This window comes from Pantoea sp. AG1095 (assembly GCF_003208415.1).
GTDB classification, from domain to species: Bacteria; Pseudomonadota; Gammaproteobacteria; order Enterobacterales; family Enterobacteriaceae; genus Pantoea; species Pantoea leporis.
Genome location: NZ_QKMJ01000001.1, coordinates 36,423 through 61,144 on the forward strand (window position 1 = coordinate 36,423; position 24,722 = coordinate 61,144).

The 24,722-nt window shown below is 54.0% G+C and carries 22 protein-coding genes; all 22 read right to left on the reverse strand.

Annotation, left to right across the window (positions count from 1 at the left end; genetic code table 11):
- Positions 1 to 6: 6 nt before the first annotated feature.
- The gene (locus DEU53_RS00170; RefSeq protein WP_110865678.1) at positions 7 to 360 is read right to left on the reverse strand and encodes a hypothetical protein; all 354 of its coding nucleotides are present in this window, start codon (positions 358 to 360) and stop codon (positions 7 to 9) included.
- Entirely contained in the window at positions 345 to 1,664 is a 1,320-nt protein-coding gene (locus tag DEU53_RS00175; protein ID WP_110865679.1) for a phosphatase PAP2/dual specificity phosphatase family protein, read from the reverse strand. Before DEU53_RS00175 ends, DEU53_RS00170 begins: the two co-directional genes overlap by 16 nt.
- Position 1,665: 1 nt before the next feature.
- Positions 1,666 to 3,420: a bifunctional alpha/beta hydrolase/class I SAM-dependent methyltransferase gene (locus DEU53_RS00180; RefSeq protein WP_110865680.1), complete on the reverse strand. Its 1,755-nt coding sequence runs from the start codon at positions 3,418 to 3,420 to the stop codon at positions 1,666 to 1,668.
- A complete protein-coding gene (locus tag DEU53_RS00185) occupies positions 3,417 to 4,049 on the reverse strand; it encodes a 1-acyl-sn-glycerol-3-phosphate acyltransferase (protein WP_110865681.1) in 633 nt (210 codons plus the stop codon). The genes DEU53_RS00180 and DEU53_RS00185 overlap by 4 nt, the downstream gene beginning before the upstream one ends.
- Positions 4,050 to 4,058: 9 nt before the next feature.
- Positions 4,059 to 4,988 carry a phosphatidate cytidylyltransferase gene (locus DEU53_RS00190; RefSeq protein ID WP_110865682.1) on the reverse strand — a complete coding sequence of 310 codons (930 nt, stop codon included), beginning with the start codon at positions 4,986 to 4,988 and terminating at the stop codon, positions 4,059 to 4,061.
- On the reverse strand, positions 4,981 to 5,583 hold the full coding sequence (locus tag DEU53_RS00195) for a CDP-alcohol phosphatidyltransferase family protein (RefSeq protein WP_110865683.1): 603 nt from the start codon (positions 5,581 to 5,583) through the stop codon (positions 4,981 to 4,983). Before DEU53_RS00195 ends, DEU53_RS00190 begins: the two co-directional genes overlap by 8 nt.
- 29 nt (positions 5,584 to 5,612) lie before the next feature.
- Positions 5,613 to 6,134, reverse strand: coding sequence for a type VI secretion system lipoprotein TssJ (gene tssJ, locus DEU53_RS00200; protein WP_110865684.1), 522 nt, complete (start codon positions 6,132 to 6,134; stop codon positions 5,613 to 5,615).
- Positions 6,131 to 9,466: an ImcF-related family protein gene (locus DEU53_RS00205; RefSeq protein WP_110865685.1), complete on the reverse strand. Its 3,336-nt coding sequence runs from the start codon at positions 9,464 to 9,466 to the stop codon at positions 6,131 to 6,133. Before DEU53_RS00205 ends, tssJ begins: the two co-directional genes overlap by 4 nt.
- Positions 9,447 to 10,583, reverse strand: coding sequence for a hypothetical protein (locus DEU53_RS00210; protein ID WP_110865686.1), 1,137 nt, complete (start codon positions 10,581 to 10,583; stop codon positions 9,447 to 9,449). Before DEU53_RS00210 ends, DEU53_RS00205 begins: the two co-directional genes overlap by 20 nt.
- On the reverse strand, positions 10,580 to 10,843 hold the full coding sequence (locus tag DEU53_RS00215) for a PAAR domain-containing protein (protein ID WP_110865687.1): 264 nt from the start codon (positions 10,841 to 10,843) through the stop codon (positions 10,580 to 10,582). Before DEU53_RS00215 ends, DEU53_RS00210 begins: the two co-directional genes overlap by 4 nt.
- Positions 10,840 to 13,149 carry a DUF2235 domain-containing protein gene (locus DEU53_RS00220; RefSeq protein ID WP_110865688.1) on the reverse strand — a complete coding sequence of 770 codons (2,310 nt, stop codon included), beginning with the start codon at positions 13,147 to 13,149 and terminating at the stop codon, positions 10,840 to 10,842. The genes DEU53_RS00215 and DEU53_RS00220 overlap by 4 nt, the downstream gene beginning before the upstream one ends.
- Positions 13,134 to 13,658, reverse strand: coding sequence for a DUF3304 domain-containing protein (locus DEU53_RS00225; protein ID WP_110865689.1), 525 nt, complete (start codon positions 13,656 to 13,658; stop codon positions 13,134 to 13,136). Before DEU53_RS00225 ends, DEU53_RS00220 begins: the two co-directional genes overlap by 16 nt.
- On the reverse strand, positions 13,655 to 14,440 hold the full coding sequence (locus DEU53_RS00230; protein WP_110865690.1) for a YceK/YidQ family lipoprotein: 786 nt from the start codon (positions 14,438 to 14,440) through the stop codon (positions 13,655 to 13,657). The genes DEU53_RS00225 and DEU53_RS00230 overlap by 4 nt, the downstream gene beginning before the upstream one ends.
- Positions 14,441 to 14,445: 5 nt before the next feature.
- The gene (locus tag DEU53_RS00235) at positions 14,446 to 15,183 is read right to left on the reverse strand and encodes a DUF4123 domain-containing protein (protein WP_110865691.1); all 738 of its coding nucleotides are present in this window, start codon (positions 15,181 to 15,183) and stop codon (positions 14,446 to 14,448) included.
- A 2-nt stretch (positions 15,184 to 15,185) separates the two neighbouring features.
- A complete protein-coding gene (locus tag DEU53_RS00240) occupies positions 15,186 to 17,570 on the reverse strand; it encodes a type VI secretion system Vgr family protein (protein WP_110865692.1) in 2,385 nt (794 codons plus the stop codon).
- Between the two features lie 36 nt (positions 17,571 to 17,606).
- The gene (gene tssL / locus DEU53_RS00245) at positions 17,607 to 18,263 is read right to left on the reverse strand and encodes a type VI secretion system protein TssL, short form (RefSeq protein ID WP_110865693.1); all 657 of its coding nucleotides are present in this window, start codon (positions 18,261 to 18,263) and stop codon (positions 17,607 to 17,609) included.
- Positions 18,264 to 18,820: 557 nt separating this feature from the next.
- A complete protein-coding gene (locus DEU53_RS00250; RefSeq protein WP_101763283.1) occupies positions 18,821 to 19,303 on the reverse strand; it encodes a tellurium resistance protein TerW in 483 nt (160 codons plus the stop codon).
- Positions 19,304 to 19,478: 175 nt separating this feature from the next.
- Entirely contained in the window at positions 19,479 to 20,423 is a 945-nt protein-coding gene (locus DEU53_RS00255) for an HpcH/HpaI aldolase/citrate lyase family protein (protein ID WP_110865694.1), read from the reverse strand.
- Entirely contained in the window at positions 20,423 to 21,502 is a 1,080-nt protein-coding gene (locus DEU53_RS00260) for a cysteine protease StiP family protein (RefSeq protein WP_110865695.1), read from the reverse strand. Before DEU53_RS00260 ends, DEU53_RS00255 begins: the two co-directional genes overlap by 1 nt.
- Positions 21,492 to 22,277 (reverse strand): hypothetical protein, encoded by a 786-nt coding sequence (locus DEU53_RS00265; protein ID WP_110865696.1) that lies wholly within the window; start codon positions 22,275 to 22,277, stop codon positions 21,492 to 21,494. The genes DEU53_RS00260 and DEU53_RS00265 overlap by 11 nt, the downstream gene beginning before the upstream one ends.
- Positions 22,270 to 23,397 (reverse strand): phosphoribosyltransferase domain-containing protein, encoded by a 1,128-nt coding sequence (locus tag DEU53_RS00270; protein WP_110865697.1) that lies wholly within the window; start codon positions 23,395 to 23,397, stop codon positions 22,270 to 22,272. Before DEU53_RS00270 ends, DEU53_RS00265 begins: the two co-directional genes overlap by 8 nt.
- A gap of 10 nt (positions 23,398 to 23,407) precedes the next feature.
- Complete coding sequence (locus DEU53_RS00275; protein WP_110865698.1) at positions 23,408 to 24,466, reverse strand: ATP-grasp domain-containing protein; 1,059 nt, start codon at positions 24,464 to 24,466, stop codon at positions 23,408 to 23,410.
- Positions 24,467 to 24,722: the final 256 nt, after the last annotated feature.

Consider the following 24,722-nt stretch of genomic DNA (forward strand, 5'->3'; position numbering starts at 1 on the left):
GTTCACCTACTCAACCAGCGTGAGTGCCAGATAACTCACTGAGCAGAGTGAAACCAACCACAACACCAGCAGTGAGATCATTGCCCGGTAAAACATGACTCTTGTTCCGTGCAGGCGATCTGCCAGAGAACGCGGGCGGGCAAATTTTTTCGGCCATAGCTGCGCCATGCCCCGGTCAAACTCAGCAAGGTCGTCTTCGTTGTTGAGCAATGCGAAGAGCCGTTCATCGAGCCATAAACGCCAGCAGTAGTAGTGTGTGATGAAGAACAACAACATTAACGGCAGACTCAGCGCGGCAAAGTAGCGCCAGCTTGCCAGATGAGTTTGCACAATTCGGTTGGTCATCATGATGTCTGACATAGCTGTTCCTTGCTAAAGGCTTCGAGGATTGCAATGTGTGCAGGGGTGAGAACAATCTGCGGGCGTCGGGACTTAATGAGTTCAACGGCCTGAACGACAGAGGCTGCATGTCCTTCCGCCAGCAGCCACGCCGCAATCACTGTGGCACTGCGCGATAAACCCAGCGCGCAGCAAACCAACACCTTGTCATTTTCCCGGTGCAGTTGCTGGAGCTGTCTTACTGCAGTGCGCAAATGCGCAATGTCGGGCACCAGCAGATCCATTAGCGGATAGGCCTGCCATTGCTGTGCGCTCCGGTTGCCTTTGTGAAATTCTGCGGTCAGATCAAAAACGGCAAAATCTTGCTGCGCCTTGTCCGGAAACCTGCCCAGCGCTACGCCAGCGGCAATCTCATTACTTTGCGCGCTATGTCGGGAAAACCAGCGGCGGGAAATGTTCGCGCCTGCCAGATAAGGCAGAAGCAGCAAACGTGCTGAGAGAGATAAGTTACCGCAACTGCTTTTCTGAAACACCGTCACGCCTAAGCCGGCATAGCCCGCAGCCACTGCCAGCAGCGCTATGGCAGACCACAGCAGCAAATGACCACAGGGAATCGCTATCCCCGCCAGTAAAAACAGCATTCCACCCAGGCAATATTTGCCAGCGAGACGTCGCGCGTGCCAAGTGGGCCGCTGCCAGCGCCATTCTCCTCTAATCGGAATCAGGTAGCTGATGATGACCGCGACCCCAATCCCGCTAATGACATCGATAACATGGTGCTGCCAGGTGGTCAGTACCGAGACAGCAATCAGCAGGAACCAACCGCCCGCAAAGATTCTTGCATTGCGATTCAGATGCTGGCGAAAGCGCAGCCAGAGCAGCCAGGTCAGAATAATGTGCAGCGAAGGGGCCTGGTTATAGGGTAAATCAAACTGTTCAAGCTGGCGGAACAACCAGCCGAAGGCACCAAGGGTTTCCGGGCGCGTGAAGGTAAACTTCAGCGGGAAAAGTAAAAACGCTGCACAAGCCACCAGCGATGCCGCAAGCAGGCGATAGCCGTGACGCATCAGCTCCTGTCTTGATGTGCAGATGAACAGCGAAATACCGTAAAGCAGGTCGATGCTCCAGTAAGGCACGATAGTCCAGGGAACAAATGGAATCGAACGTTCCCAGGCAAACACCAGGCTTTCCACATCATCGCGGGTCGCGGTGAAGGTATTCACCTGCCCGTAGCTGAGAAAAAACAGTGGCCCCAGCAACATCAGCCAGCAAAGCCCCTGTTTCCAGGGGCTAAAAGGGCGTTCTGTCAGCAATGATTCAGTCATGCTATTTTCTTACCGCCAGCGACACGGTAAAGATGCCAAACTCATCGATCAGCTGGTGGCATTTCTCAAATCCAGCTTCTTCGACCAGCGTATCCATCTCTTTCTGGCTGCGTACGCGCATCAACCAGGGAATACCGTTCTGGTGGCTGGTTAAGGTCCATGCGATGGTTTTCAACTGCGGATGCCACGGTTGCCCGGTATAAACCAGCACGCCGCCCGGCGGAATGGCTGCTGCCAACCCGGCCAACGAAGTTTTGATTAATTGGTTGCTCGGGAACAGTTCATACAGGCCGGAGACAATCCCCAGCGTCGGCGCAGGCGCGAGTGTGGCGAGCGAGTCATAATCGAAGGCATTGCCTTTTTTGAACTGCGCGAGATGGCCTAATTGACGCGCTTCAATCATCGCCTGGCCTTTTTCCACATTCAGATCGCTGTAATCTCGCAACAAGATGCTTTCAATTCCCGGCTGTTTCTCCAGCGCATCGAGAACGTAGCGGCCATGTCCAGCGGCTATGTCGACTACGCGAATCGGCAAATTGTGCTCTTGCAGTTTTGCTACGGCCTGCGCAATCACCTGCTGGATATTCTCTTTACGCATGCGAATGCCGCGCCAGCCAATGCTGTTGAGGTACTGCCTGTCGATGATACGGCCAATAATGCCGATGCCTTCAGCCGTGTTGCGGTAGACATAATCGAGCGTACTGCCAGAGTCAAAGCCGGTTTCATATCCCAGGCGCATGCCTTTTGACAGCCGACCAATGGTTTTCATGCCAAAACTTAATGAAGCGTAGGACATGCCTTGTAGTGAGCAGCGCTTAGGTGGTGCCTGCAGCTCACGGTACGCATCAGCGCCCGGACTCCACTGATCTTCATGGCTGTAATCGAAGGTGTAAGGTGCCGCGTGGTAAAGCTGTTCAATAAACGGCTTCATTTTATCGAAGGCAAGCTGGCGATCCTTCTCTCCCAGCGTATCGTGATAAAAACCGGGCAGAATATGCTGCTCTTTAATGACGCTACGCAGCCCCTGATAGAATTTTTTCTGCGGTCTGGTGTGCACCACAAAATCATCGCCGGATATCAGCAGCTGTGTTGGCACGGTGATGGCGGCAGAGTCAGAAACAATACGCTCCGCCGTTTTATACAGATCCAGCAGAATATTCACGGCAATCTGACGGGTGATGAATTTATCCTGCTCAAAGCTGCGAATGCGCTCGGGGTCGTGGCTGAGAAATTTCCCTTTGACGTAAGAGTTCACGTAAAACAGACCGCGAATACGTTGCAGCATAGCCAATCCCGTGCGTGCGAAAGGCACATACAGCTTCACCTTAAACGCTGGAGAGGCCAGCACCATACCGCGAATTTTAGGTGCGTAATCATGCACCCAGGTAGCGACCAGCACCGCGCCGACGCTTTGCGCAATCACCACTATATCTTCAATGCTCACCCTGGCTTGTTCAGCGACAAAGCGAACAAATTCCTCGACGTCCTGCACTGAGCGAGCCAGGCTTGGGCTATAACCTCGCTCTCCCGGCGAATGTCCGTGTCCACGCGCATCCCATGCGTAAAAATGGGCATCCGGCATCAGTAACTCATCGACAACATGCTGCAAACGTCCGGAGTGCTCATGCCCGCGATGAAATAGCACAATCACTTTTTTGCTCTGCGCATCCTGCGCGGGCCAGTGGCGAAAATAGAGAGATTCCCCGTCGCTGGTTGAAAAAGCTCCTTCCTGAAATAAACGTGCTTCCTGGCTCATGATGATTTCCTTATGGCTTGCTGTTGTAATTCGACAAAACGATTTAATAACGCGCTTTTAGATTCGGCCTTGTTGTCCTGATAACGCAGCGGATCGTCGATATAAATATCGATAAAGAACGGCACCGGTATTTTCTGACCTTTACCCATTGAGCGATCCAGTCCATGCATATAGACCGGAATGATGGGCACATCCGGGCACTGCTGGCTGAGGTGCCACAGGCCAGATTTAATTTCTGACAGTTTCCCCGGCTCGCCGCGCGTGCCTTCCGGGAAAATAATCACAATTTTCTTTTCCGCCAGTGCATCGACGCAGGCCTGCAACGGATTAGCCTGATGCGCCCCGCGATACACCGGGATGATGCCAATCACCTTGAGTGCAAACCAACCCACCACTTTGTTTTTCAGGAAGTAATCAGCCGCAGCCACTGGCTGTACGTCCACTAACGTCGAGAGGGGGAACAAGGTGAACAGCGTCAGCACATCAAGATGGCTGTTGTGGTTTGCCACAATGATCGCCGGGCCTGTTTTCGGTAGCTTCTTGCGGTTGGCCACGGCGACACCCAGCCAGATCCACACCACCGGATAAGCGATGCACAGGGTAAAGAGCCAGCGCAGCATGCGGTTCATGTGCGCCTCCTACACGTAGAAGTAGTAATAGAAGTGGAAGAACAGCGGCGCGGTGTAGATCAGTGAATCGAGTCGATCCAAAATGCCACCGTGTCCGGGCAGCAATTTGCCGGAATCCTTCACACCAAAATCGCGCTTGATCGCCGACATCACAACATCGCCGCAAAAGCCGCTTGCACCAATAATCAACCCAGCACCCAGCGAGTGGAGATAGTTCATCGGTGTCAGCAGTGGGCCAAGAATCACGGCCAGCAACATGGTGGTAAAGATGCCACCCAGCAAACCGGCCAGCGTCTTATTCGGGCTGACGTTGGGCGTTACCCGAATCCTGCCCAGCGATTTTCCCCACAGATACTGGGCAATATCATTCAGCTCAGTCAGCGCAACGAGGAAGAACACCAGCAGCGCACCGGCGCTGGCATCTGCACCGGGTAAAGTCATCAGGTAGGCAACCTGGCTCAGAGCGAACACGGTGGTCATCATGCCCCAGTGCATTACCGACGCAGAGTGCAGAAAACCTTTGGTATCACCGGCAATCACCATGCGAGCGGGCAGGAATAGGAAGACATAAACCGGGATAAAAATGATGAACATGCCGTACCAGGCCATGCCGGTCCAGAGATATTGCACCGGGATAGCGGCATACATCCACAGCAGCGGCATACTGTCAGAACGCCGCGTGGGTGCTAGCGTCAGATACTCTTTTAACGACAGGAAGCTGATGAAGCCGAAAAAGGTTAGCGCCAGCCACTTCGGCGACAGCATTGCTAACGAGAACAGGCAGATAATCACCCACCAGCTATTAACGCGCTGCTGCAATTCCAGCCAGTTGCGTTGTGGGCGGCACTTTCTCAGCACAAAAATAATCAGCGTCGCCAGCATGAGAACGCCGAAGATACCGCCCAGGCAGTAATAAAGCAGGTGTCTGGAATCAGCCATTTTTCACCTCCATCGCATTGCGACAGCGATTCAGGCAGGTCCAGCACAGCAACAGGGTGGCAAGGACAAACACTGCGTTAGCGTAGGCGATAGACTGCGGCCACAGCGCAATCACCAGGCCAAGAGCACCAAAGATAAATGCGCGGTCACTTTTGCCTAACGGGCCACGGTAGCTACGGATGCCGTTCAGCGTCTGGCACATCACACCGCAAAATTCGCTCAGCCAGGCAAGCAGCACCACCAGCACAACCCACCAGGCAGAGATGCCAGTAACAAAGGCAAAAGCGAGGTAGAGTGCCGCGTCGGAGATGATGTCACCCACCTCGTTGAGGATTGCCCCGAGGGTGGATTGCTGATGGAATTCCCGGGCTAACATGCCATCAATGGCGTTTAACGCCATGCGGAAAAACAGGAAAACGGGCAGGGTGATAAAAAAGCGTGGATCGGGGAAACGCATCAACGATGCGCCCAGTACCACAGAGGTGAGCATGGCAAACAATGTTACCTGGTTCGCGGTGATACCCTGCGCATGTAACCTGACGACCAGCGGTCTTAATAAATGCTGAAACTTCGGTTTTATATCGTATAGCGTCACTTTGTGGCTCCTGCCGTTAAATTGAATAGTTACTTCAATAATTCCAAATTCAGGGTGTTATCCCTTACTTCAATCGTGCGTGGTGAATCCGCATCAAGCTCCTCACGGCTCAGCACCTGTTTCCATGTACCGCGCTCCCGGTCCGGTTGGCGGAACAAGCCCACGACTGCGACAAACTGCGCCTGCTTCTCCATTGGCATATCCAAGCTGACGCTTTGTCCCGGCATGACGCTGAGCTGCCGCTGCGCCACCAGGCTCTCTTTCAGCACCCAATCCGGCTGTGTCAGCAGGCTGCTGTATTCGGCGTTATCGAAACGTTGACGCGTGCTGAGCTGTAAAATATTCAGGCGTAAAGGCATCGACTGCTGAGCGTCGTCCTGATTGATCGCCGTACGCGCAGTGAAGGTCAGGTGCAGGATATTGACCTGACGATAAAACACGACATCGGCAATGCTTGCTGTTCCCTGTTTGGTTTTTTGCCACGCTCCACAACTGCCCAGCAACGTTGCCGCGAGGATAATCAGCAACACATGAGCGAAGCGAACTTTCATTGTTCACCTCCCTGATACGCATCTTCATTTTGCGTAGCGGAAATAAATATCCGCGCAGGCATGCGGAAGCCGCGCAATTCGAGTAGCGCCAGCGGGCCACTGCCGAGCTCCGTACGTATCTGATAGTTGAGTGCCAGCCCGTCTGGCGTCGGCCAGGCAACACGATAGATGTTGTTCCCCAGATTGGTGATGCGGGCTTTATCCAGCAGGCGGATCAGGCCCCAGCTTCCAGGGTGATCGGCATAAATGCGGGTTCCGGTATGGGTGCTGCGCCAGGTCAGCGTGGTTTGCGGTTGCCAGCGGTTGTCAGGCCAGTTTAGCGTTTGCCAACTCTCTTCCTGGTTAAAATATTGCAGCTTCTGGCGATCCACCGTCAGCTCCGATTCCACCACGTCGCGGGAAGGTTTTGCCATCATCTGAAAGTGCAGCTCTACATCTCCCCGGACAAATGCGGTGTTAGCGATGTGCGTCAGTTTATTCAGCGCGTTGAGAAAAGCAGGATCGAACGTCAGTTCCTGGCTGTTCATGGCATCCCGCACCCAGCGATCGCCTTCGAGTCGTAACAGGCCAGCGAGGCGACTGTTAACGAACTGCGCGATACGTCCGGTGTCGGTACGCATAAACTGCGCTAAATGCGGTAAGGAGACGTCGCTTTGTCGGTTAGCAAACGGATAGCGGTCGGCAAACGATTGATCCCACGGCGTTACAATATCGTTCTGCCACTGGCTGTTAATGCTTTCAGCAGTGGGGCTGAGCACTTGCTCCCACGCCTGCACCATCGGCTCGACAAATATCGCCTGACCAAACCCGCTCCACTCCTGTCCGAGGCTGGCAGCAATCAGACTGCCGTAATCGCGGGTGTCAGTGAGATCAACGGCTTTGCCCTGAAACACCGTCAATGCTAACGACTGCATCATGGCCTGCGGATCCGGCGCGTTGGTGACCTGCTGCAGCCGCAGACGAACACGGGTAATACGCGTCAGGAAGATTGGCAGGCTGAGGCTATCTTTAGCCGCTGCGCCGGTATCGGTCAGCGCCAGCAAGGGTCCAAAGGCGTCATCCATTGGGCCACGTGCACCTTGTGGTCTGGCGATGGCCTGGGTTTTGTCACTGCTGAGCAGATTCTTTGCCGAGCTCACTAGCGAATCGGTAAGATTACCGCCAGTTTGCCCCGTCCGGCCTTGCACATTCAGCGTATTGAACAGCGCAATCAGAGGTGACTGGCGTATGTCGGCCAGCAGGGTTAACTGTTCAATCGATTCTGACAGGCTCTCCGCCCGCTGCCATTGCAGGCTATTGAGGAATTTCAGCCAGGCTCCGGCGTAATCGGAGAAATAGCGATCTGTCAGCCGCGCTTGCAACGTATCCGCAGAGACATCAATATTGCTGGCCGTTTTGTTATCACTCAGCACCCAATCGATTTCATCGCGACGCACTTTCGCCGCTTGCTCAATCGCAGGCTGTACTGCCTCTTCCCACGCTTTACGGGTAAAGACGCCGGGCACGGTTTCATCGGTACTGAACAACCTGCTGCTGTCGGTGCCGCTGACCATCTCACTGAGCGTCATATCAGCATAATCACGGGACACCTGCTCGATGAGCTGGTGATAGCGTGAGGTCTCCGCATTGCTGGCACCAATCTGACGCAGCAGCGCTGAGCGCATACTGCTGACCAGTCGCATATCCGGTTGTAACTGCCACTCTGGGTGCGCAGGCAGATTCGTCATCATAAAGGCCAGCATAGCGCCGCCATTGTTGCGCCAGCTTGCGTCCGGAATGCCATCACGCCGTTGCCAGACATTCATTACCGTGGCGCTGAAAAACGTCGGATCGAATTGTTCGGGATGCGCCAGCATCAGGTACGCTTTCAGCAGGTCATACATGCTTTTGGCCTCATCGGCCCGCAGCGGGCTATCGGGCGGCAGGTTACGCCAGCCGCTCATCAGCGTAGTCAGGCGCTTGACGGAGGCATCACGCAGCAGCGGCATGGCCGCCTGCTGCCATTGTTGCCACAGCGAATTTAACAGTGCGTCATTCTGGCTGAGACCAAAACGCATATACCAGGGCGCACCATATTGCTGACGATGCTGCAGACGATCGATCTCTTTCTGCAACTCGCGCAAGGCTGAAAGCTGCTGCTGCAGCGGCTGACGGGAATCTGTTGCGGTGTCGGCAAGGTGCTGATCTGCCTGTATAAGACGCATATTGGCAATCCAGGAAAACACCAGGCAGGCCATCCACATCACCAGCAGGCAGGAGCAGAGCGTCAGCACCGTTTTGCGCCATGAGGCACCGTTAGTTAGCGGCCTGCGCCAGCGTAGCGCCAGTAAATCCCGCCAGGCTTTTCCCGGCTGCCAGGCATTTCGCAATGAAGCGCTTCCGGTGGTCTCCGGCTGGCTGAGCACGACTCCCGCCAGCGGCAGCGCTCTTGCACCTGTGGAAAGCTGCAACAAGGTTCGTGTCAGGCGATCCGCGCCACCGCTGCGCAGCACGTGCGCCAGTTCCAGTAAAAAACTGTGCTGGCGATTACGCTCAATTTGCTGCATGCCGCGCTCAACCAACTGGTGCTGAAGATCATCCAGTGACTGACGGTAATCGTCCGTACTATCACCTTGCGCAATGGTAAATCCGATCCCCTGCGCGGGGGCGCTATACAGAGAGGGCGCGTGAATCTCCCACAGCCACAGCGGGATATCCTGGCCTAACAGGTTGTAGCGCTTCTGCATCTGGCGAGCCGTGGTATCCAGCACATCCTGAGTCATTTCCGCCTCTGCGTTCACTACCCACACCACCGCATCGGCCAGATGGCGGCGAATTTTGCGTAACGCCCGCAGCTGCGCGGGTAGCTGATCTTCCTGCGGACTACCGTGCCAGAGCAGCAAGGTATGATGCCCCTCAAGCCAGTGTTGAGTTGTCAGGCCGGGAATACTCCGTTCAACCAGATGCTCATCGCCGAACACCAGCAGAATGCGTACCCGGCTGCGCCAGCGCCACCGATACTGGTAGCGCATCTGGGTAATGATCTCCTGCACCCACTGATTCTTGGCAGGGTGCTGTTTCTGCGAATCAGTTGCGCCTGTTGCTTCACGCGCGTTGAGTCGCACCAGCCCGCGCCAGGCGAGAATAAACAGAGGACAGAACCACACCAGCGCCAGCCAGACCATCAATGACCAGAAAGCAATCTGGCGCGGCAGAGCCTCCGGCAGGTCAACGCTGCTGCCTGCGAAGTAATAGAGCCCTGCGCCAGTCAGCACCAGCAGGGTTACGGCTAGCAAATAGCCACAAACCAGCCAGAACAGCGAGTGCCGGGAATTAGTGCGGGAGGTTTCCACGGGGAACACAAACTCCTGTAGTGTGTTGAGATTCAATTTCTGCGGCGATCCAGCCGCAGGACTGGCCGTTGAGCGCCGAGAGCAGCGCCAGCGACCGTAACGTAAACGGTGTGATTTGCCCGGCATTGCCGAGCCATGGGGCAAGTACGTGATCCAGCGCGGACCAGCCGCCCTCCAGCAATGCTTCCATGGCGGGGGCATCTGCCGCGATCACCGTATCCGGCATATCACTTAATCCGGCATAACGGGAAAGCTGTGAAACGGCCAGAGTGGCCGTTTCACCCAACGCCGGTTGCCAGCACTCCGAGCGATGCATCAGCGCAGTCCCCTGCGCCGAGCAGAACCAGGCAAAGGCCGCTTCCCCGGCAACCGGGGTGCGATCAGACAATCCTTCGCCGCTTCCGGCACACAGCAGCAAAGCCGGAGCTGTATTGGCGAAAAGGTCGATAACGCTATCTGCGCCATCAATCGCACTGAGTCGAAGGGTTTCCTCTGGCAACGTCATGCCCGCTGCCAGTAGCGTTTCGCGAAAGGCGAGCAGACTGTGGTCATCACCCAGCCAACAGAGATGCGTGATTGAGCGTGCATCACTTGACTGACGAAGATGCGTCACCAGGCGATTGGCGAGATAAGCCGCCAGCATCACAGGACGACTGCGGGCGCTGTTAAGCACCCGTGGGCAACGCAACGCAGCATAACCTTGCGCAGTGATGCCCGGTTGTGGGGCATCTGCTGGGTGTGACAACAGCGCCAGATGTTCCGACGCATCGTCTCCGGCTGGCGTCACCAATAAAACGGCTTCAACCGGCAAGGCCTGTCTGCGCTTTCGCCACCACGCATCGAGCGCCAGCGAGATTTCTGCATAGTGCGTGCGGCGGTTATCGGTGGATTGCAGCCAGACCAGCCAGCGCAGCGTCACCGCCAGCAACCAGCACAGCAGCGGCAAGACCAGTGCGCAGAACCAGAAAAGCGGCGAACGGGTCGGCTTTCCCTCCGGCCACAACAGCATGGTTGTCATCGCTGATATAAACAGCAGCACGGGCAACGCCACCCACCAGCGCCGCCAGCGGGCAGGGTAAATGGTGGCGTAATCGGCATAAACCGGCGGTTGATTCATCCGCAGGCATCCATATCAGGTAGTGAACTGACCAGCGTGCAACCACAGGCGCACTTGTGCCCATCGAGCGCCACCGCTTTACCGTTTACGGTGCTGTTGGTTGCTCCCTGAATAATGGTGGTCATGCCGTGCTCGTTGCATTTCGCTTTGTCTTTGACGCAGGCCACCGGCTTGCCAAATGCGTTAAAGCTTCCGCTGAGTACTTCACCACCGTGAGGTTTGAGCGTATCGCCAACGCGCACCAGTTTTTTAAGTGTCATACCACTCGCGCTCCCGATGATTTCAGCATATCGATGGCAGAGGTCATCATGGCCTGGTGCTGTTCGCTCACCACACTGGTGCGAGCCAGAGCAACTGCGGCGCCTGGTTGGGTGGTTACCTCTGGTGGAGTAAGTGTCTGAACGGCACCGGTCGCCATATCCTTCACTTTATAAGTCACATTGTTATAAGCGGTTTTCGGCTCGATAAAATAGATGACGTTATTGGAGGTTGGCGCGGCGTTAATAACTTTGCCTTCGACGGAAATCAGGCGAAGGTTTTTATTGGTCTGGTTGCCGCAGTAAATCATGCGATAGCGGAAATAACCGCCCCAGGGTTCACGTCCCCCCAATGCACTTTGCATAAACCAGGCGCGGGAATCGTGAATTTGTTCATCGTAAAGGGCTAACAAGTCAGCACGCGGTTGAGTACGAATGCCGTTGCCCAGCTTGTCGATAAACAGCTGCGGATAACGACGATTGCCATCGGCTTTCATCTGCGCGTATTCCGCGTCTTCATCGTCACCGTTGATCAGGAAGATGGCGTGCTTGGGGATCACATCCAGAACGATCTGCGCAGTTTTATCTATCAAGCCACCATTAATGTCTCGCCGCCACAGCCTATAGTCGTGTTGGAATTCACGCGCAGCTTCGCGGAGTTGATATTGGGCGTTAGTCGGATCAAGATCGGGCTTGCCCTGCAAGCTTTCGTCCAGCGGCAAGCGGCTCTTTTTGGCTTCTGCTCGGCGTGAGTCAAGTGCTTTTACCGCTGCTTTATGGTCATCCGCTTCTTTCTTAAGTCCTTCAGGAGTTAGCTGGGGTGCTTTGTTAAAGAAACTGTTGGCAAAATCATCGCCCTGAGGAAGCATACTGCCGTGAGCGTAGCGGCCAATGCGCCACGCGGTGATCCAGCCAATCTGATCGATCAGCGCACTTTCAAGTGTCTGAGAAAGTTGATAGCCGCGATAGCCTTCTGATGTATCTCCCGGCTCTTCGCTCCCTTGCAGAGTGGTATTGAGCAGGGTTTGACGCCAGATGTTGAAGCGTCTCACCAGCGTTTTACTGAAGTCGAATTCTCCTTGTGATTCAGGAGACATAGCTCTTGACGGTGAAACGTCTTTTATTAGTGCAGAAATACTTTTAGGTAAAACTGCTAATGGTGCACCCGCCTCAAATGCCGCAACATATATATCGTGAAGAACAATTTGCGATAATAATTCTCCAGTGCCATTACATGATTTCCCTTGAGCCCCTGGAGGATAACCGCCGCCAACATCCGAGTGCATCCCGGGATAAATGACCTCCTGAGTGTTGGCCGGGTAACTGCCATCAGGGCGACGAACTGAGTCAAGAGGGAAACATAAGCGCTGTTCGTGTGCGGCAACAAAATGCCGACAATACTTAATCAACCCAGGAAATTTACGCTCATCAGGTAATTGCTGACTATTATCTGCCCAGCCCATATGACCTGCAGCACCCGGCATCATGTGAGCTGCTCCAACAGACGCCACCGTATCCAGTAATCCCAGAAACTCAATACTGATCGGTAAACCAGCGAGTTTCAGGTGATCACCCTTTAGCTTGGGATCGGGTAACTGGGTTAACCAGTTTACAAAGGTCCGAGCTTCAGCAGCTCCGCGAGAAAAACCATAGATAAACAACTTAATACCGAGTAGATGGGGCTGCTGAGTTTGGGCTGCCTGACTTTCTAATGCTTTTAACAAAGGGTTAATAACATTACGTCGGTTCACTTCGCCTGAAAAAGCTCCGCGAGCCTGCATGCTGGGCAGCATTCCCTTCGCTACTCCATCACCAAGGCGTTTGGCTCCTTTGGTGATGGCATAAGTCAAAGCATCCACTAATCTCAGCAACGCCCAGTTAATTCGGTCTTCTCCACCTGCGGCGAAAGCCAGACCATCATTGCTGTAATCCATTTCGCCAATTTTTGGGAAGGGCGTGCCAACACCAGGAATGTAATAGCGAAAATAGCCTTCACCATCAGCATTTTGATATGTCGCATGATACAACTTCGAGATATTGGTAGGATGCGACGGTTTAGCAATACGCGTATCGTTCTCTTCGTTATTTCCCGTCCCATCGAAAAATAAGCTGATATGTAGGCTTCTGCAGCAAGGGACGATGCCTTTCTTACCGATATCTTCGGCAAGACTGGCTCGGTTATCAATTTCTTCGCGAATCTGCTTTTTGTAATTGCCATTAATCTGCATTTCGCTAAGTTGCAAGCGTCCAGCATCAGGAAAAACCGGGGGCGCAAAGCAAGGCAACGCGAGGCTCATTTCACGGGACATGCCGGTGGCTCCTTCATGTTAAGCGGTTCCTTGATCGGATAATTCTCAGTGCCATACCCGGAACAAACAGTTGTGACCTTCACCTTATTACAAGGCAGAAAGTGCACAGTTAAGCCACAGCGCTCCTTGCCAAACTGCGGAATATTAACGATGGCACTGTATTGTTGATATTTTGTTCTATGCTGTTCGTATGCTTTACGGAACTCATCCGTTCCTAGTGGAGGTAAAATTACATTAGGATTGGGGTCAACTTCCCATTCAACCCTAGCTTTCAAATCAGGCGTCCACTTTTCAGGAAGCATGATGCAGCAATATCCCCCGCCTAGACCTGGAACGTGGTATCCATTCACTGAAAAACCATTTATACCCTGTCCCTCGACATGGTTTACTGCACGAAGATCGCCAGCGGTATAGCCGTCATCAACGCTTGCCTGCGAGCAACCTGAAAGTATCGAAGCAACGATAAAAAACAATCCTTTATTCAACCAATCGGATGTTTTCTTTTTCATTTCCATGCTCCTTCCATCATTAACGTTATCTGTCCTGAAGCAGAACACTGAGAACGCTCGGACAATGACTGTAATTGCTGGAAAACATCTTGTATGGCTTGCTTATGAATGAAATCGTAGTTGTAATATTCATCTTCATAATTAACCAGCATGACTCGATTGCAAGGCATAAATATTGCGATGATACTTGCGGCTTTAAGCAGAGAGTCATCGGGAGTATATGATTCAGTGATGTTACTGCTATCCGTCGACTCTGCTTGTAGAAGCCTTGTTCCAGCATCCCAGCTAATCATTACAGATTCCGGAGGAATAGATGGATTCTCCTTTTTCATCAGGGATGCTTTATTAAGTTTTCCTGATGCGCTACCAGCCTGAGGGATAATTCTAGTTCGGGATTGAGTAAGTATTTCTCCAGTGCTTTTTTTTCGAATAGTATAATCAACGTCTGGTTGACCCGTCATATTGACGGCAAAAACTGGGACATAATTTTCCGCGGGTTGTTTATAAACTTTAGGCGAATTGCTGATGGCTAGATCGACAGGCAATAAAAGTGTATCGATCACTGCATCAAAGGGCATCGAAATAATTGAGAAAACGGGTAAAATTCCACCAGTAAATAACCACATGAATGCATTAGTGGTAATGCGTATATCGGTATCAACTCCGCGATAAACTTTTTCGCTACTTTCTCCGCGCATCAATGTCCCGCATCCAGCTAGCTGCACAAACAAAATTGCGCAGATTAACTGTTTGCTCAGCGTACTAAATATCCATTTTTTCATTCGCTTTATTCCTTATAGTCCAGTAGATCGCCTATATATCCCGCCCGGCTTGCTTTAATAGCTATTTCCAGGCATTGCGCAAAGTGTTCCTCTCGTGAGGGAACCAAAGTTGCCTGCTCCTTCATCAGCGCCTCGGCATCACTAATACATCCCATCAGCTCAACCTGCGCATCACTCATGCGGTTCATCTCTGGCGCATCAGCAAGTTGTCGACCCGGGTTCCAGGTACCGGTTTTCCACACCACCTCGTCATCACGATCTCGCCAGCCCCAGAACAGCGCAATATCGGTGAAAGCCGCCTGCTGCTCTGGCGTCAGGACGTGCTCAAGTAGCGAGGGAAATACGCGATTGTCGTAATAGCGCAGTAAACCGGTTTGCTCTTCCCAGTGAACCTGTGACAGTGCCTGCAAATGGCTACTCAGCAGGTCGAATGCCAGTGGCGATATCAGTAACGTCAATCGCGGCGTCGTGGAGAAGTGTTCCACCAGCTGTTCCAGCCAGCGCTGGTGGCTGCTGATGCTAAAATGCAATCGCATCACCAGCGGTGAATACTCTGGCGTTGCCGCTTCCGGCGTGTTCGCAAACAGCTCGAACCAGCGTAACGGCGGGTTAATTTGGTTCAGCGCCTGTTGCAGCGGCTGTGCTGTGCCAGCCTGATCAACCAGCACATCGAGATAATCCTGTCCGGCAGCAGTGCAAAGCGCGTTAGCCTGTTTCAACCATCCATTATTCATGTCCGTCATCGCTATCCCCTTGGCGCGAAAGCCAGCGCGGCTTCCTGTGCTTTTTTCAGGCACTCTTTGCACACGGATTTAGGCAGATCAGGCAGCGTTGTTTCTTCGCTGGCAGGAGAATTCCAGGCATGAACGCCACGGATGCTGGTTTTACCCGGCGAATGAATTTGGATATCACCCTGCGGCGTAATCCTGATGGTTGCGCCGCCACATCCCAGCACAATGCCGTTTTTCGCGGTCAGGCGCAGTTCACCCTGAACGGTCTGCACGCTGATATCTTTCATCGCCGTCAGTCCCAGGGTATCGCCGTGCGATTCCACCGTCAGCGGACCCTGGCCCGACACCATGCGAATCCCTTCCTGCTGCGACAGCAGAGAAATCGCCTGGCCGGCGTTGACCTGAATGCGTTTGCCACTGGCAATGCTGGTTTCCATCTGGCTTTGCAGATGCAGAGTGCTGCCTGCGTTGAGCAGAATGCTTTTGGGGCTGACAACGCCAATGCCTTCTGGCGCACTCAGCAACATGGCAGGCGATTTGAGCTGGTCGACGGCGGCCAGATAAGCCCTGAGATGCGTGACATCAGGCTGGAGATTATGGTGCGACTGAGTGATCGATTGCCAGTCGCTCATCTGGCTGATCGCACCTTTGACCAGGCTTATTGCCGATGTCATTTCCAGCACCGGCCCGGTAGCCGTGGTCTGCTTATCAGCTGTCAGGAAAAGGCCTTTACCGGCTCGCAGCGTACCGGTGCTGTCTGTACGCAGCTCAAACCCTTCGCCGCGCTTGCTACGTGAACTGTCAACGATATGTCCGAGTGAGAGTTGACTCTTACCGCCAAATTCCGTCGACAGTTTGACATGCTCATATCCACGGCGATCCTCAAATCGGAGTTTGTTATTCGCCGGCGTCCTCAGCACATTGCGTTGATAGTTATAGAGATTGACATGATCTTCATGGCGAGAATCATGTACCGAGCAGAGAATAAAAGGTCTGTCAGGATCGCCGTTGGTGAAGGCAATCATCACCTGCGTTCCGGCTATCAGTGGAAAGTGCCAGCCGTAGACATTGCCTGCATAGGGCTTCGCCAGCCGCACCGGTACACTTTCAAAACCAGACTGCCAGGATTCGTTTAGATCGAACTGAAAACGCACCCGATAGCGGCCATGTTCATCAAGTTCTGCATATTGCGCATTTTCTACCGGGCTGGTGACGCGAGCCAGCAGCGTGCCTGCAATGTGCGGCCAGCTTTTTAACGGTGGACGATAAGTGCTTTGCGGCCGAACGGGCACAGCGGTAAAGCGGATAACATAGGCGGTATCGCGCGAAATACGGGTTGATGAGGTAGACACTACCAGCAGGCCATCCGGCGCGTCTGGCCACTCTTTACCCTGTGGCGAGATCACCATCCCCGGACGGATATCCATGCCGTTGCTCATACCGTCGAAAGTGACCTGCTCGGTGAGCAGGCGTTCCTGGCGACGTCTGACAAACCACTGTCCCTGTTCCGGCTGAGCCTGGTACTCCTTGCCCAGCAACTGATAGTTTTCACCATAGCGATACAGCTCTCCCGTAAGCGCAGGCTTATCAGGATCGGTTTCCGCTTGCGCCTTCATGTCATTTTGCGCGTTGCGGTAATACTCATCATTGAGTCGTGTGCTGGCGGCAACGGATTGGCGATTAACGGAAATATCCCAGAGAGATTCCAGGCCGCCATCAAATAACCCTGACGGATGGCGAAAGACGATGCTTTGCTCAGCGCCATAGGCCTGCGCGCTGTCACCCAGTACCAGCACATCACGGTGGTTTTCTTCATCCCAGGTGAAGTAATAAAAGACACCAATGCGCGACAGATGACGCTCTATAAAGGCGAGATCGCTCTCCGCATATGAGATATAGAAATCGCGAATCGGATATTGAGTATTCAGGCGAAAGTGATAATCCAGCGAGGAGTATTCCCAGCGTTTAAGGATATCCTCTACCGCACCCGGTACACTTTTATGCTGGTAAACGGCATAGGTCAGGCTGTTTTTTAGCAGCGCAAGGCGCGATTCCAGCGTGACCACATAACGTGTTTGGTCAGCAGAGGATTCGCACTGCTGGAAAGCGGTAACTACACCGCGCAAAATGCGAGGTTCCACTGACAGCCAGGGTTGGCCGTCAGGGTAAAACAATAACTGGGCCGTGCTGTTAATCAGAATATCGGCGGGAATATCGCGTGTAGCGCTGGTGAGTTCAATACTGTACTTCCACGGCGAATTTAATGCCTCTTCACCGCTAAAACGCAGCACTGACAAAAGAATATCGGGACGCTGATTTTTCAGCGTCTGGATGCTCAGTTGATAGTGGCTGTATATCGGCGTCTTGCCAGCCGTAATCACAAAATCCTTCTTGCCCATTTACAGATTCCTTCCTGAAATTTGTTTGCCTGAAACCTACCCTTTGACTAACAGATATTGCAGATGACCGTTCATGATGAAAGTGGCGATAATAATGGCAACCAGCACACTGCTGCGAATAAGCCACGGAGAACGTTGCCAGAACGATGTTTTGTGTTTCGAGCACTGGATAATTATTGCTGAGTCGGCAGATCCAATCTGCTTCGGCATTAGCGCTTTTAGCTGCTGCATCAGCAACTGGCGCTCCTCATCGTCTTCCGTTCGGTATTTTCCGGCATAACCCAAATGCAACATTCTGTAGTAGCAGCTAATGGCGGCTTGAGCTGTTGCTGGTTCACGAAGCAGATTTTTGACGCGGTCAAAGAATTGCTCACCACCAATGAGGTGCCCGAGAAAGTGCCCCTGCAAAGGTGTGCGTTTCCACCAGGCAGAGATATCAGCTTGCGGAATGGTCATGATCAGTTCGTCGAGAAAGACGCAGTGCGCAAATTTGATTTCTTCGCAGAGAGAAGTGGATGCTCCCGCTGTAGTGAGGTGATGCTGAACCTGTTGAATCGTATTGAAGCAGCGCTGGTAGAGTGCATCATCAACCGTGATGGATTGCCCATTACGGATCTCGAGCGCCAATAGCCAGGTATCCTGCATCAGCTCATCGAGAGTATTCGCTGTGATGTTGTGTTGTGAAAACGTCATGGGCACCTTCCTGGTAACGCCTGAGCATTGTTAATCCATTAATCCAATTACCGATTTCAATCGAGAAATGGCTGTTGCTCACGCTGCTTACTTAGCCGAGCAAAGGTGGACTCGCTGCCTTGAAAGAGCGATCTCCACCTACCAACGGCCCTGAGGATATTACAAGGAGTGATAGTTGATCAAACTAACAATTTGAGTTTGTGAAACAGGATTCCAATTTTAAGCAAGGATTTTCACTCGACATTACTAGTAATCCTAATGCGATTCAGTAACTGCGGTTTTTTATTTTACATTCTGATTTTGAAAGATTTTTGATAATTTAATAAAGGGGAAGGCTGTTCTGCGTGAGTAAACATGTGGTGCGAAGATGTGAATGTTGAGGATGAAAATAACGATCGATGAAACGTGATTACGTTAACAGTTTTGGCAGGTTAGGGGACATTGGCAATGTCGATAAGGTCCATCAAAAATTTAAGGGGCTGATGTAGAATTGGTATCGCTAAAGTGCGTTGGCAATACACCCCACCACTCAACGTCGTTAAACTACTGCTGAAATATTACTGCCGTTTTAACTCGTTCTTTTTAAGCATTAACTTTTCAATCAACTCATCCAACCCGCTTTCAACCAGCATCTCCACCGCATCACTCCTCGTCGTTTCACTCAATCTCACAACCTGATCGATTTTCCTTAAAACCGACATCCGCAACGACAGTGAAACCGCTTTCTTTTTCTCTTTATCCAGAAATACCCGGCTGACGGTTTCGCTTTGTTGCAGTTCGGCATTGAGCTTAAGCGCTTCATTAATATGGCGCAGGCTTTTCTTATCGAGTTTGCCGGGTTCAGTGAGTTGGTAGCAATGGGTGAGGCGGCTGTATTTGATCTCCGCAGACCAGGATTCACGCAGCTCTTTTAGCGCGCGCGTCAGCGTGGGTTCGGAGCAGTCGAGCGAGGCGAGAATGCGGCTGGATGCGACCGGTTTGCCGCTGCTGAGCAGTGAGGCGAGCATAAATACGCGTGTCTGTCGGGTACTGAGTTGCATGGTCGATTGAGGCCTGCGTTAGTGGTCAATGGTCGGTATCGCCCTCCTGGCAAACGGTTTTCGACAGTATCAGAGGGTATTTAAATATCAGGTAAATAGGGTCCGAAAATTCCTACGTCCGGTTTGTGGTTCAGTGGTAACGCGGTGGGCATGAATGCCCACCCTGCGGGGGTTGTCAGGTTACCAGCATCAAGGCGCCGTCTGAGCGGGTATCGGGTGCGATGCCATATTCCTGCGCGCGCGCCAGGATGGCGGCGGCCCAGCGGCGATGCGTCGCCGGTTCACACATCGCGCCCTGCGATTTGAATACCGCCTGGCTTGAGTTGAGGATGCGGAAGGCATCCGCCTGATCGCTGGCGGAAACCATTAGCATGTCCTGAATCTTGCCGATCTGGCTCGGGTGAATGGCGGTTTTGCCCACCAAACCGTGCGCGATATCCAGCGCCAGTTCCTGATCCATAATCTGCTGATCGTCGATGTGCTCGCACACCGGCGCGGTCAGCGCAAAATCGCGCGACGCGAATACCGCCACCAGCATTTTGATGGTGTAACCCATCGGGCTGTCATACAGCGTGAAGTGGCGTGAACGGCGCAGCGACAGCACATTCATCAAATCGTTACCGCCGATGCGCAGGGCGATCACGCGCTCGCGGCAGGCATGGTTTTGCAGCGTGAGGGCCAGCTCGCGCATCGCCACCACATCGAACACCTCTTCGGTTTCCAGCGTCGGCATCATGCACAGATGGCTCGGTTCGAGAATCTGCCACCACACCGGCAAGGAGTCGGCGGTGAATTTCGGCAGCACAAAACCGTCTATCGCGCTGAGGTTGAGGTTTTCCACCAGCCACGCGCCCATCTCGCTGTTACGCGGACGGATAAACACCAGCGGCCACTGCGCGTTGCCATTGGCGCGCTGTTCGGCGTTCAACACATTTAAGATTTGCTGGAGATTGTGCAGCGCCTGCGGCAAATCCGCATCACTGACCGCATCTTCCAGGCAGATCACCAGCGAGCGCAACCCGCTGATTTTATTGTGCAGAATGGCATCGACGATATCGCTGCGCACCGCTGGCATATACAGCGTTGCGCCCAAACGCCACGGAGAGAGACGGCCGTTCATCACAGCACCTTTTTGATTATCGTCACGGCGCGGTATTGCCCAAGATCGGCACCCGCTTCTGTGATGGTCAGCCCTTTTTGTTGGGCAAGATAGACCAGCAGCGCCACGTCGGGATCGTTCACCGAACGGACCAGCACCTGATCCGGCACGCGACGCAGCACGGCGCGCGTGGCTTCGGCGATGCCCGGCTTAATGCGGTTGATGCTGTTCACCTGATAACGCGCCGCCAGCATGGCGATCACCGCTTCACTTTGCGCCACCAGCTGCTGCTGATGTTGTGGATCCTGCTGGCACGCGGGCAGGGCGCTGACATCCAGCGATCGCGCATATTCCGCTACGGTGTTCACCAACTGCTGGCTGCAATCGTATTGCGCCAGATAGTCGCACTGCACGCAGCCGTGTAAGCCCGATTCAGACCACAACGAGCGCGAGATCAAACCTGAAACCGGCGCGCCCATAATGCCAAACGGGATCAGCCAGTCATCATCGCTGGCCGAAAGCCACGCCCGACCGCACGGATCGGCCAGCACCACCAAGCGCGGCTGTGCCGGATAGCCGGGACGATGTTCGAGGCTGCGGATCAGCTCGCCGGTGATGGCGCCTTTGCCGGTCCAGCCATCGACGAAGACAATGCCTGCGGTGCCGTGGCGCGCTTCGATGATCTCCAGCGCGGCCTGATCAATACCGCGATCGCGGATGATGCTAATGCCGTAATGGTAGGATTCGCGGCCCATCGCGCGCAGCGCCTGTTGCAGCATCACGCCGAGCGGCACGCCCGCGCGCACCAAGCTGGCGAGCACAATCGGCGTGTCGCCAAACTGTTGTGCCAGCGTCCGCGCCAGCATGGTGACTTCTTGCGCCAGGCGTCCGGCACCGGCGTCAAGCGCGCGGGAAAACAGCTCAAGGTGCCAGCGCGTCGGTTCCGGTTCCTGACTCAACATCTCGGAATAGTGGCGCGCGCCAGATTGGATCAGCTGCTCTTTTTGCTCCACCGGCGTCATGTCGATTTCAACCGGCTTCAGCAGAAATTCGACGTCGCCGGCTCGGTACGATCCAGAGAAAGGCAAGTTATTCACCATCTGTTTGTTCTCCGAATATGGCCTGGTTGATGCGTTCGGCAAACTGGCTCTGACGCGGAATGCCGTACCAGCTGCACAGCTTCATAAAGCGGTGATCGCTGAGGCTGTCGCCAAGGCCAATCACCGGGAAAACGCCGCGCTCGTTACGCAGCTTTTCCAGCAGGTAGCTGACGGCTAAGCCTTTTTCCACCACGTTCGGCAGCCAGGCGACGTTGTTGCTGTTGCGATGGATGTAATAGCCGGCGGTGGGGAAGCGTTGCTCGATTTCATCGGCGATGGCGTAAAGCTCTTCGAGGCGCGTGCTGTCGCGGTGCTTCATCACCAGATAGATCGGCGTGACGCCATATTCATAGTTGATGCGCGCCCAGCCGTTGATGTCGCGCTCTGCCATCAGGTCGGTGATCGCCTGCTGCATCGAGAGCAGCGCCGGGCCGTACGGCGTCAGTTTTTCCAGCATCTGCGCGCGCCATTCGGCATCTTCCTCACCATGCGGGTTGAGGATCACCGCGCCGTGCGTGGTCACCGCCCACGATCGGAAAGGGATCTGCACGCGGGCGATCTCTTCGGTGCCGCGCGCGGTGACCGGGATCAAATCGGCCTGCTCGATCATCCAGTCAACCAGCATCGACTGCTCTTCGGTCATAAAGCTGCGCGGTTGCAGGTTGAGATCGAGCGCGCCGGAACGGAACGGCTCAAGATCGAGCTCGTCCACCATTTTGCGGCGCGTTTGAAATAGCGTGTCGTCAAGGTCGGAAAAAATCACCGGTTTATTCATAGCTAATTACTTCCACCTGTGGCGCAACCTGGGCCAGTGCCGTGGTTAACAGCGGATCCACGCTGTCGACCGGCGTTTCGATGCACAGCAAAATGCGGTCAAACTGCTGATGCGCCACGTTGTATACGAAGTTGGCGATGCCGAGACCGTAGTTGTCACCGAAGGCGATAGCTGATTCGATGGCAAATCCGGTAGCGATTGGCGAGCGCGTGGTGGAGCTGTATTTCACCTCTGCGCCTTGTGCCGCCAGACGTTCAGCCAGCAAGAAAGGTTCCCAGACAAATTCGCTGCTGCCGAGCACGAGGATTTTTTCTCCCGGCTGCGCCTGAATCGCGCAACCCAGATCGCCCGCTGGCGCTGCCATGCCGAGTCGGCCCCAGCGCTGTTTGCCGGTGATGGGCACGGTGGCGGCATCGTTAAGCACCATCGCTGGCATCGGCGGCAGTGCGGCGTCGGGATCCTGCTGCCAGTGCCAGTCGCCTTGCACCAGCGACACGCTGCGCACCGGCACCGGACAGCGCGCGGATAACGCATCGCCGCTCCAGTCGGTGAGCGTGACGGCGATAACCTGCTCGATCTGCGTTAAGCCGCCGTCGTTGCGCAGCGCGTCGAGCAGGTTAATAAAGGTGTTGCCGGTGGTGGCTTCGTCATCAATCATTACCAGCGTGCGCGCGTTGAGCACGCGCTGGCGCAGCTGCGCATCATCGGGCAGGTAGATCAGATGATCGGTGGCGTGGCTGTGATTTTCTTTAAACTCGCACAGCAAATCCGCCTGCTGCGGATGGCGCGTTGAGGTGAGATACACCGGCTCCCTGACGCGCTGGCGCACTTCATCAAACACGCCTGCGCCGAGGCCAACGGCGGTTTCCGCCATGCCGATAAACAGCACCGGGCCGTCAGAAAGCGGCGGAAACTGCTCCGCCAGCTGGCGATACACGGCGCGCATTTTCTCCGGCGCCACCGGAATGTGGCGGCCAAGCACTTTACTGACGAACAAAAAAGCGCGCTTGGGATTGCGGCGCTCGGCGATCTCGAACAGATCGTCGATGGCGCTGATGCCGCCGGTTGGCGTAACGCTCAGCGAGCCGCATGACAGCGTCCTGCTCCAAAGTGTGGTCATGGATTGTTCCTTATTGAACCTGGTTGGACAGGACGGGGTTGTACGCCACCACGTCGCTCAGCGCACGGACGGTGGCTGGCGTGAAGTCGCGGCGGGCGTCGTCGATCACCTGCTGCTGACTGATCAAGCCTAGCTGGCGCAGGGCAAACAAGCCGGGAAGATTGACGCCGCTGAAACGGGTGTAACCAATGCCGCCGGAAGGGCGCATATTGATCTCCAGTAATAACGATTTGCCGCTGGCGTCATTGCGCGTCTGCACGTTGATCAATCCATCCGCGCCCATCGCAGCGGCACAGGCTAGCGCCAGCTCAAAGGCTTCGCCGCGGTTTTCCAGATACTGCAGCGCCCCTTCTTTGCGGCGCGCCACGGCGGCCAGCACCTTGCCGTTTTCCGCCAGCATATCAACCGAATATTCCGGGCCCGGCAGATACGGCATCAGGACCAGCGGCTCCATGCTGTCGGCGGCCTCCAGCGCCTGTAAGTAATATTCGGCTTTCACCCGGCGTGCGTCGGGATGGGTAAACGGCGCCATCGGCGAGACACTTTCATCAAACTGCCAGAATCCCATGCCATAAATACCGGTAACCGGCTTTACGCACAGCGGCAGATCGCCAAAGGGTTTACCGGCGATCAGCTCACGCAACTGTACGGGTGAATCCACGCGCAGTGAAGGCACCACCGGCAAATTCAGGCTTTTCATATGGTGGGCAAACGCGACTTTGTCATCGGCCAGATCCAGCATTACAACATCGCGTGCGCCGGTGGTTAAGCGCGCACCGCTGGCTTCGATAGCGACGCGATGGGCTTCAAACCAATGAGCATGTCGACCGGTATGGATCGCCTGAATGGCATATTTTTCTACGGTAGAAAGAATAAATTCGAGGCGCTGATTAACATCACCAGGTTCAATTAATGCATGATCCGCCAGCGAAAGTATTTCATTACGCGATTGGCGATGTGATGCATAAATCGACACGTTGTAGTTATGTTTTTTAGCTGCAGATGTTATGCCATTAATTATATCGCGCTGGGAGGATAAACCTTCCATTAGCCAAATTTTGTGAGACATTTCTAATTATTTCCGCAAGAGGCTGGTGGCTGGATTATGGTTTGCGAGTTTATTTCTCACTTTGAAATGAGTCAATCATAATATGATTTTTTACCCTAACGTAACCTTATGAATTTTAATGTAAAGAATTGTCATGTTTAGTGCGTTGCTGGTTCGGGCTGGATTCTTTTAAGTTGTTCTTCTGCAAGGATTTATTGTGTTTCATAAAATTGCTGTGAAAATTAATACTGAACATGAATATCCTCATGTTATGATT

Excerpts from the sequence above, each read along its gene's own strand:
- DEU53_RS00270 (WP_110865697.1), bottom strand. The coding sequence starts at position 23,397 with ATGACCACACTTTGGAGCAGGACGCTGTCATGCGGCTCGCTGAGCGTT.
- DEU53_RS00235 (WP_110865691.1), bottom strand. The coding sequence starts at position 15,183 with ATGACGGACATGAATAATGGATGGTTGAAACAGGCTAACGCGCTTTGC.
- DEU53_RS00220 (WP_110865688.1), bottom strand. The coding sequence starts at position 13,149 with ATGTCCCGTGAAATGAGCCTCGCGTTGCCTTGCTTTGCGCCCCCGGTT.
- tssJ (WP_110865684.1), bottom strand. The coding sequence starts at position 6,134 with ATGAAAGTTCGCTTCGCTCATGTGTTGCTGATTATCCTCGCGGCAACG.
- DEU53_RS00265 (WP_110865696.1), bottom strand. The coding sequence starts at position 22,277 with ATGAATAAACCGGTGATTTTTTCCGACCTTGACGACACGCTATTTCAA.
- DEU53_RS00210 (WP_110865686.1), bottom strand. The coding sequence starts at position 10,583 with ATGAATCAACCGCCGGTTTATGCCGATTACGCCACCATTTACCCTGCC.
- DEU53_RS00255 (WP_110865694.1), bottom strand. The coding sequence starts at position 20,423 with ATGAACGGCCGTCTCTCTCCGTGGCGTTTGGGCGCAACGCTGTATATG.
- DEU53_RS00175 (WP_110865679.1), bottom strand. The coding sequence starts at position 1,664 with ATGACTGAATCATTGCTGACAGAACGCCCTTTTAGCCCCTGGAAACAG.
- DEU53_RS00275 (WP_110865698.1), bottom strand. The coding sequence starts at position 24,466 with ATGTCTCACAAAATTTGGCTAATGGAAGGTTTATCCTCCCAGCGCGAT.
- DEU53_RS00260 (WP_110865695.1), bottom strand. The coding sequence starts at position 21,502 with ATGGTGAATAACTTGCCTTTCTCTGGATCGTACCGAGCCGGCGACGTC.
- DEU53_RS00190 (WP_110865682.1), bottom strand. The coding sequence starts at position 4,988 with ATGGCTGATTCCAGACACCTGCTTTATTACTGCCTGGGCGGTATCTTC.
- DEU53_RS00215 (WP_110865687.1), bottom strand. The coding sequence starts at position 10,843 with ATGACACTTAAAAAACTGGTGCGCGTTGGCGATACGCTCAAACCTCAC.
- DEU53_RS00240 (WP_110865692.1), bottom strand. The coding sequence starts at position 17,570 with ATGGGCAAGAAGGATTTTGTGATTACGGCTGGCAAGACGCCGATATAC.
- tssL (WP_110865693.1), bottom strand. The coding sequence starts at position 18,263 with ATGACGTTTTCACAACACAACATCACAGCGAATACTCTCGATGAGCTG.
- DEU53_RS00230 (WP_110865690.1), bottom strand. The coding sequence starts at position 14,440 with ATGAAAAAATGGATATTTAGTACGCTGAGCAAACAGTTAATCTGCGCA.
- DEU53_RS00250 (WP_101763283.1), bottom strand. The coding sequence starts at position 19,303 with ATGCAACTCAGTACCCGACAGACACGCGTATTTATGCTCGCCTCACTG.
- DEU53_RS00225 (WP_110865689.1), bottom strand. The coding sequence starts at position 13,658 with ATGAAAAAGAAAACATCCGATTGGTTGAATAAAGGATTGTTTTTTATC.
- DEU53_RS00180 (WP_110865680.1), bottom strand. The coding sequence starts at position 3,420 with ATGAGCCAGGAAGCACGTTTATTTCAGGAAGGAGCTTTTTCAACCAGC.
- DEU53_RS00185 (WP_110865681.1), bottom strand. The coding sequence starts at position 4,049 with ATGAACCGCATGCTGCGCTGGCTCTTTACCCTGTGCATCGCTTATCCG.
- DEU53_RS00170 (WP_110865678.1), bottom strand. The coding sequence starts at position 360 with ATGTCAGACATCATGATGACCAACCGAATTGTGCAAACTCATCTGGCA.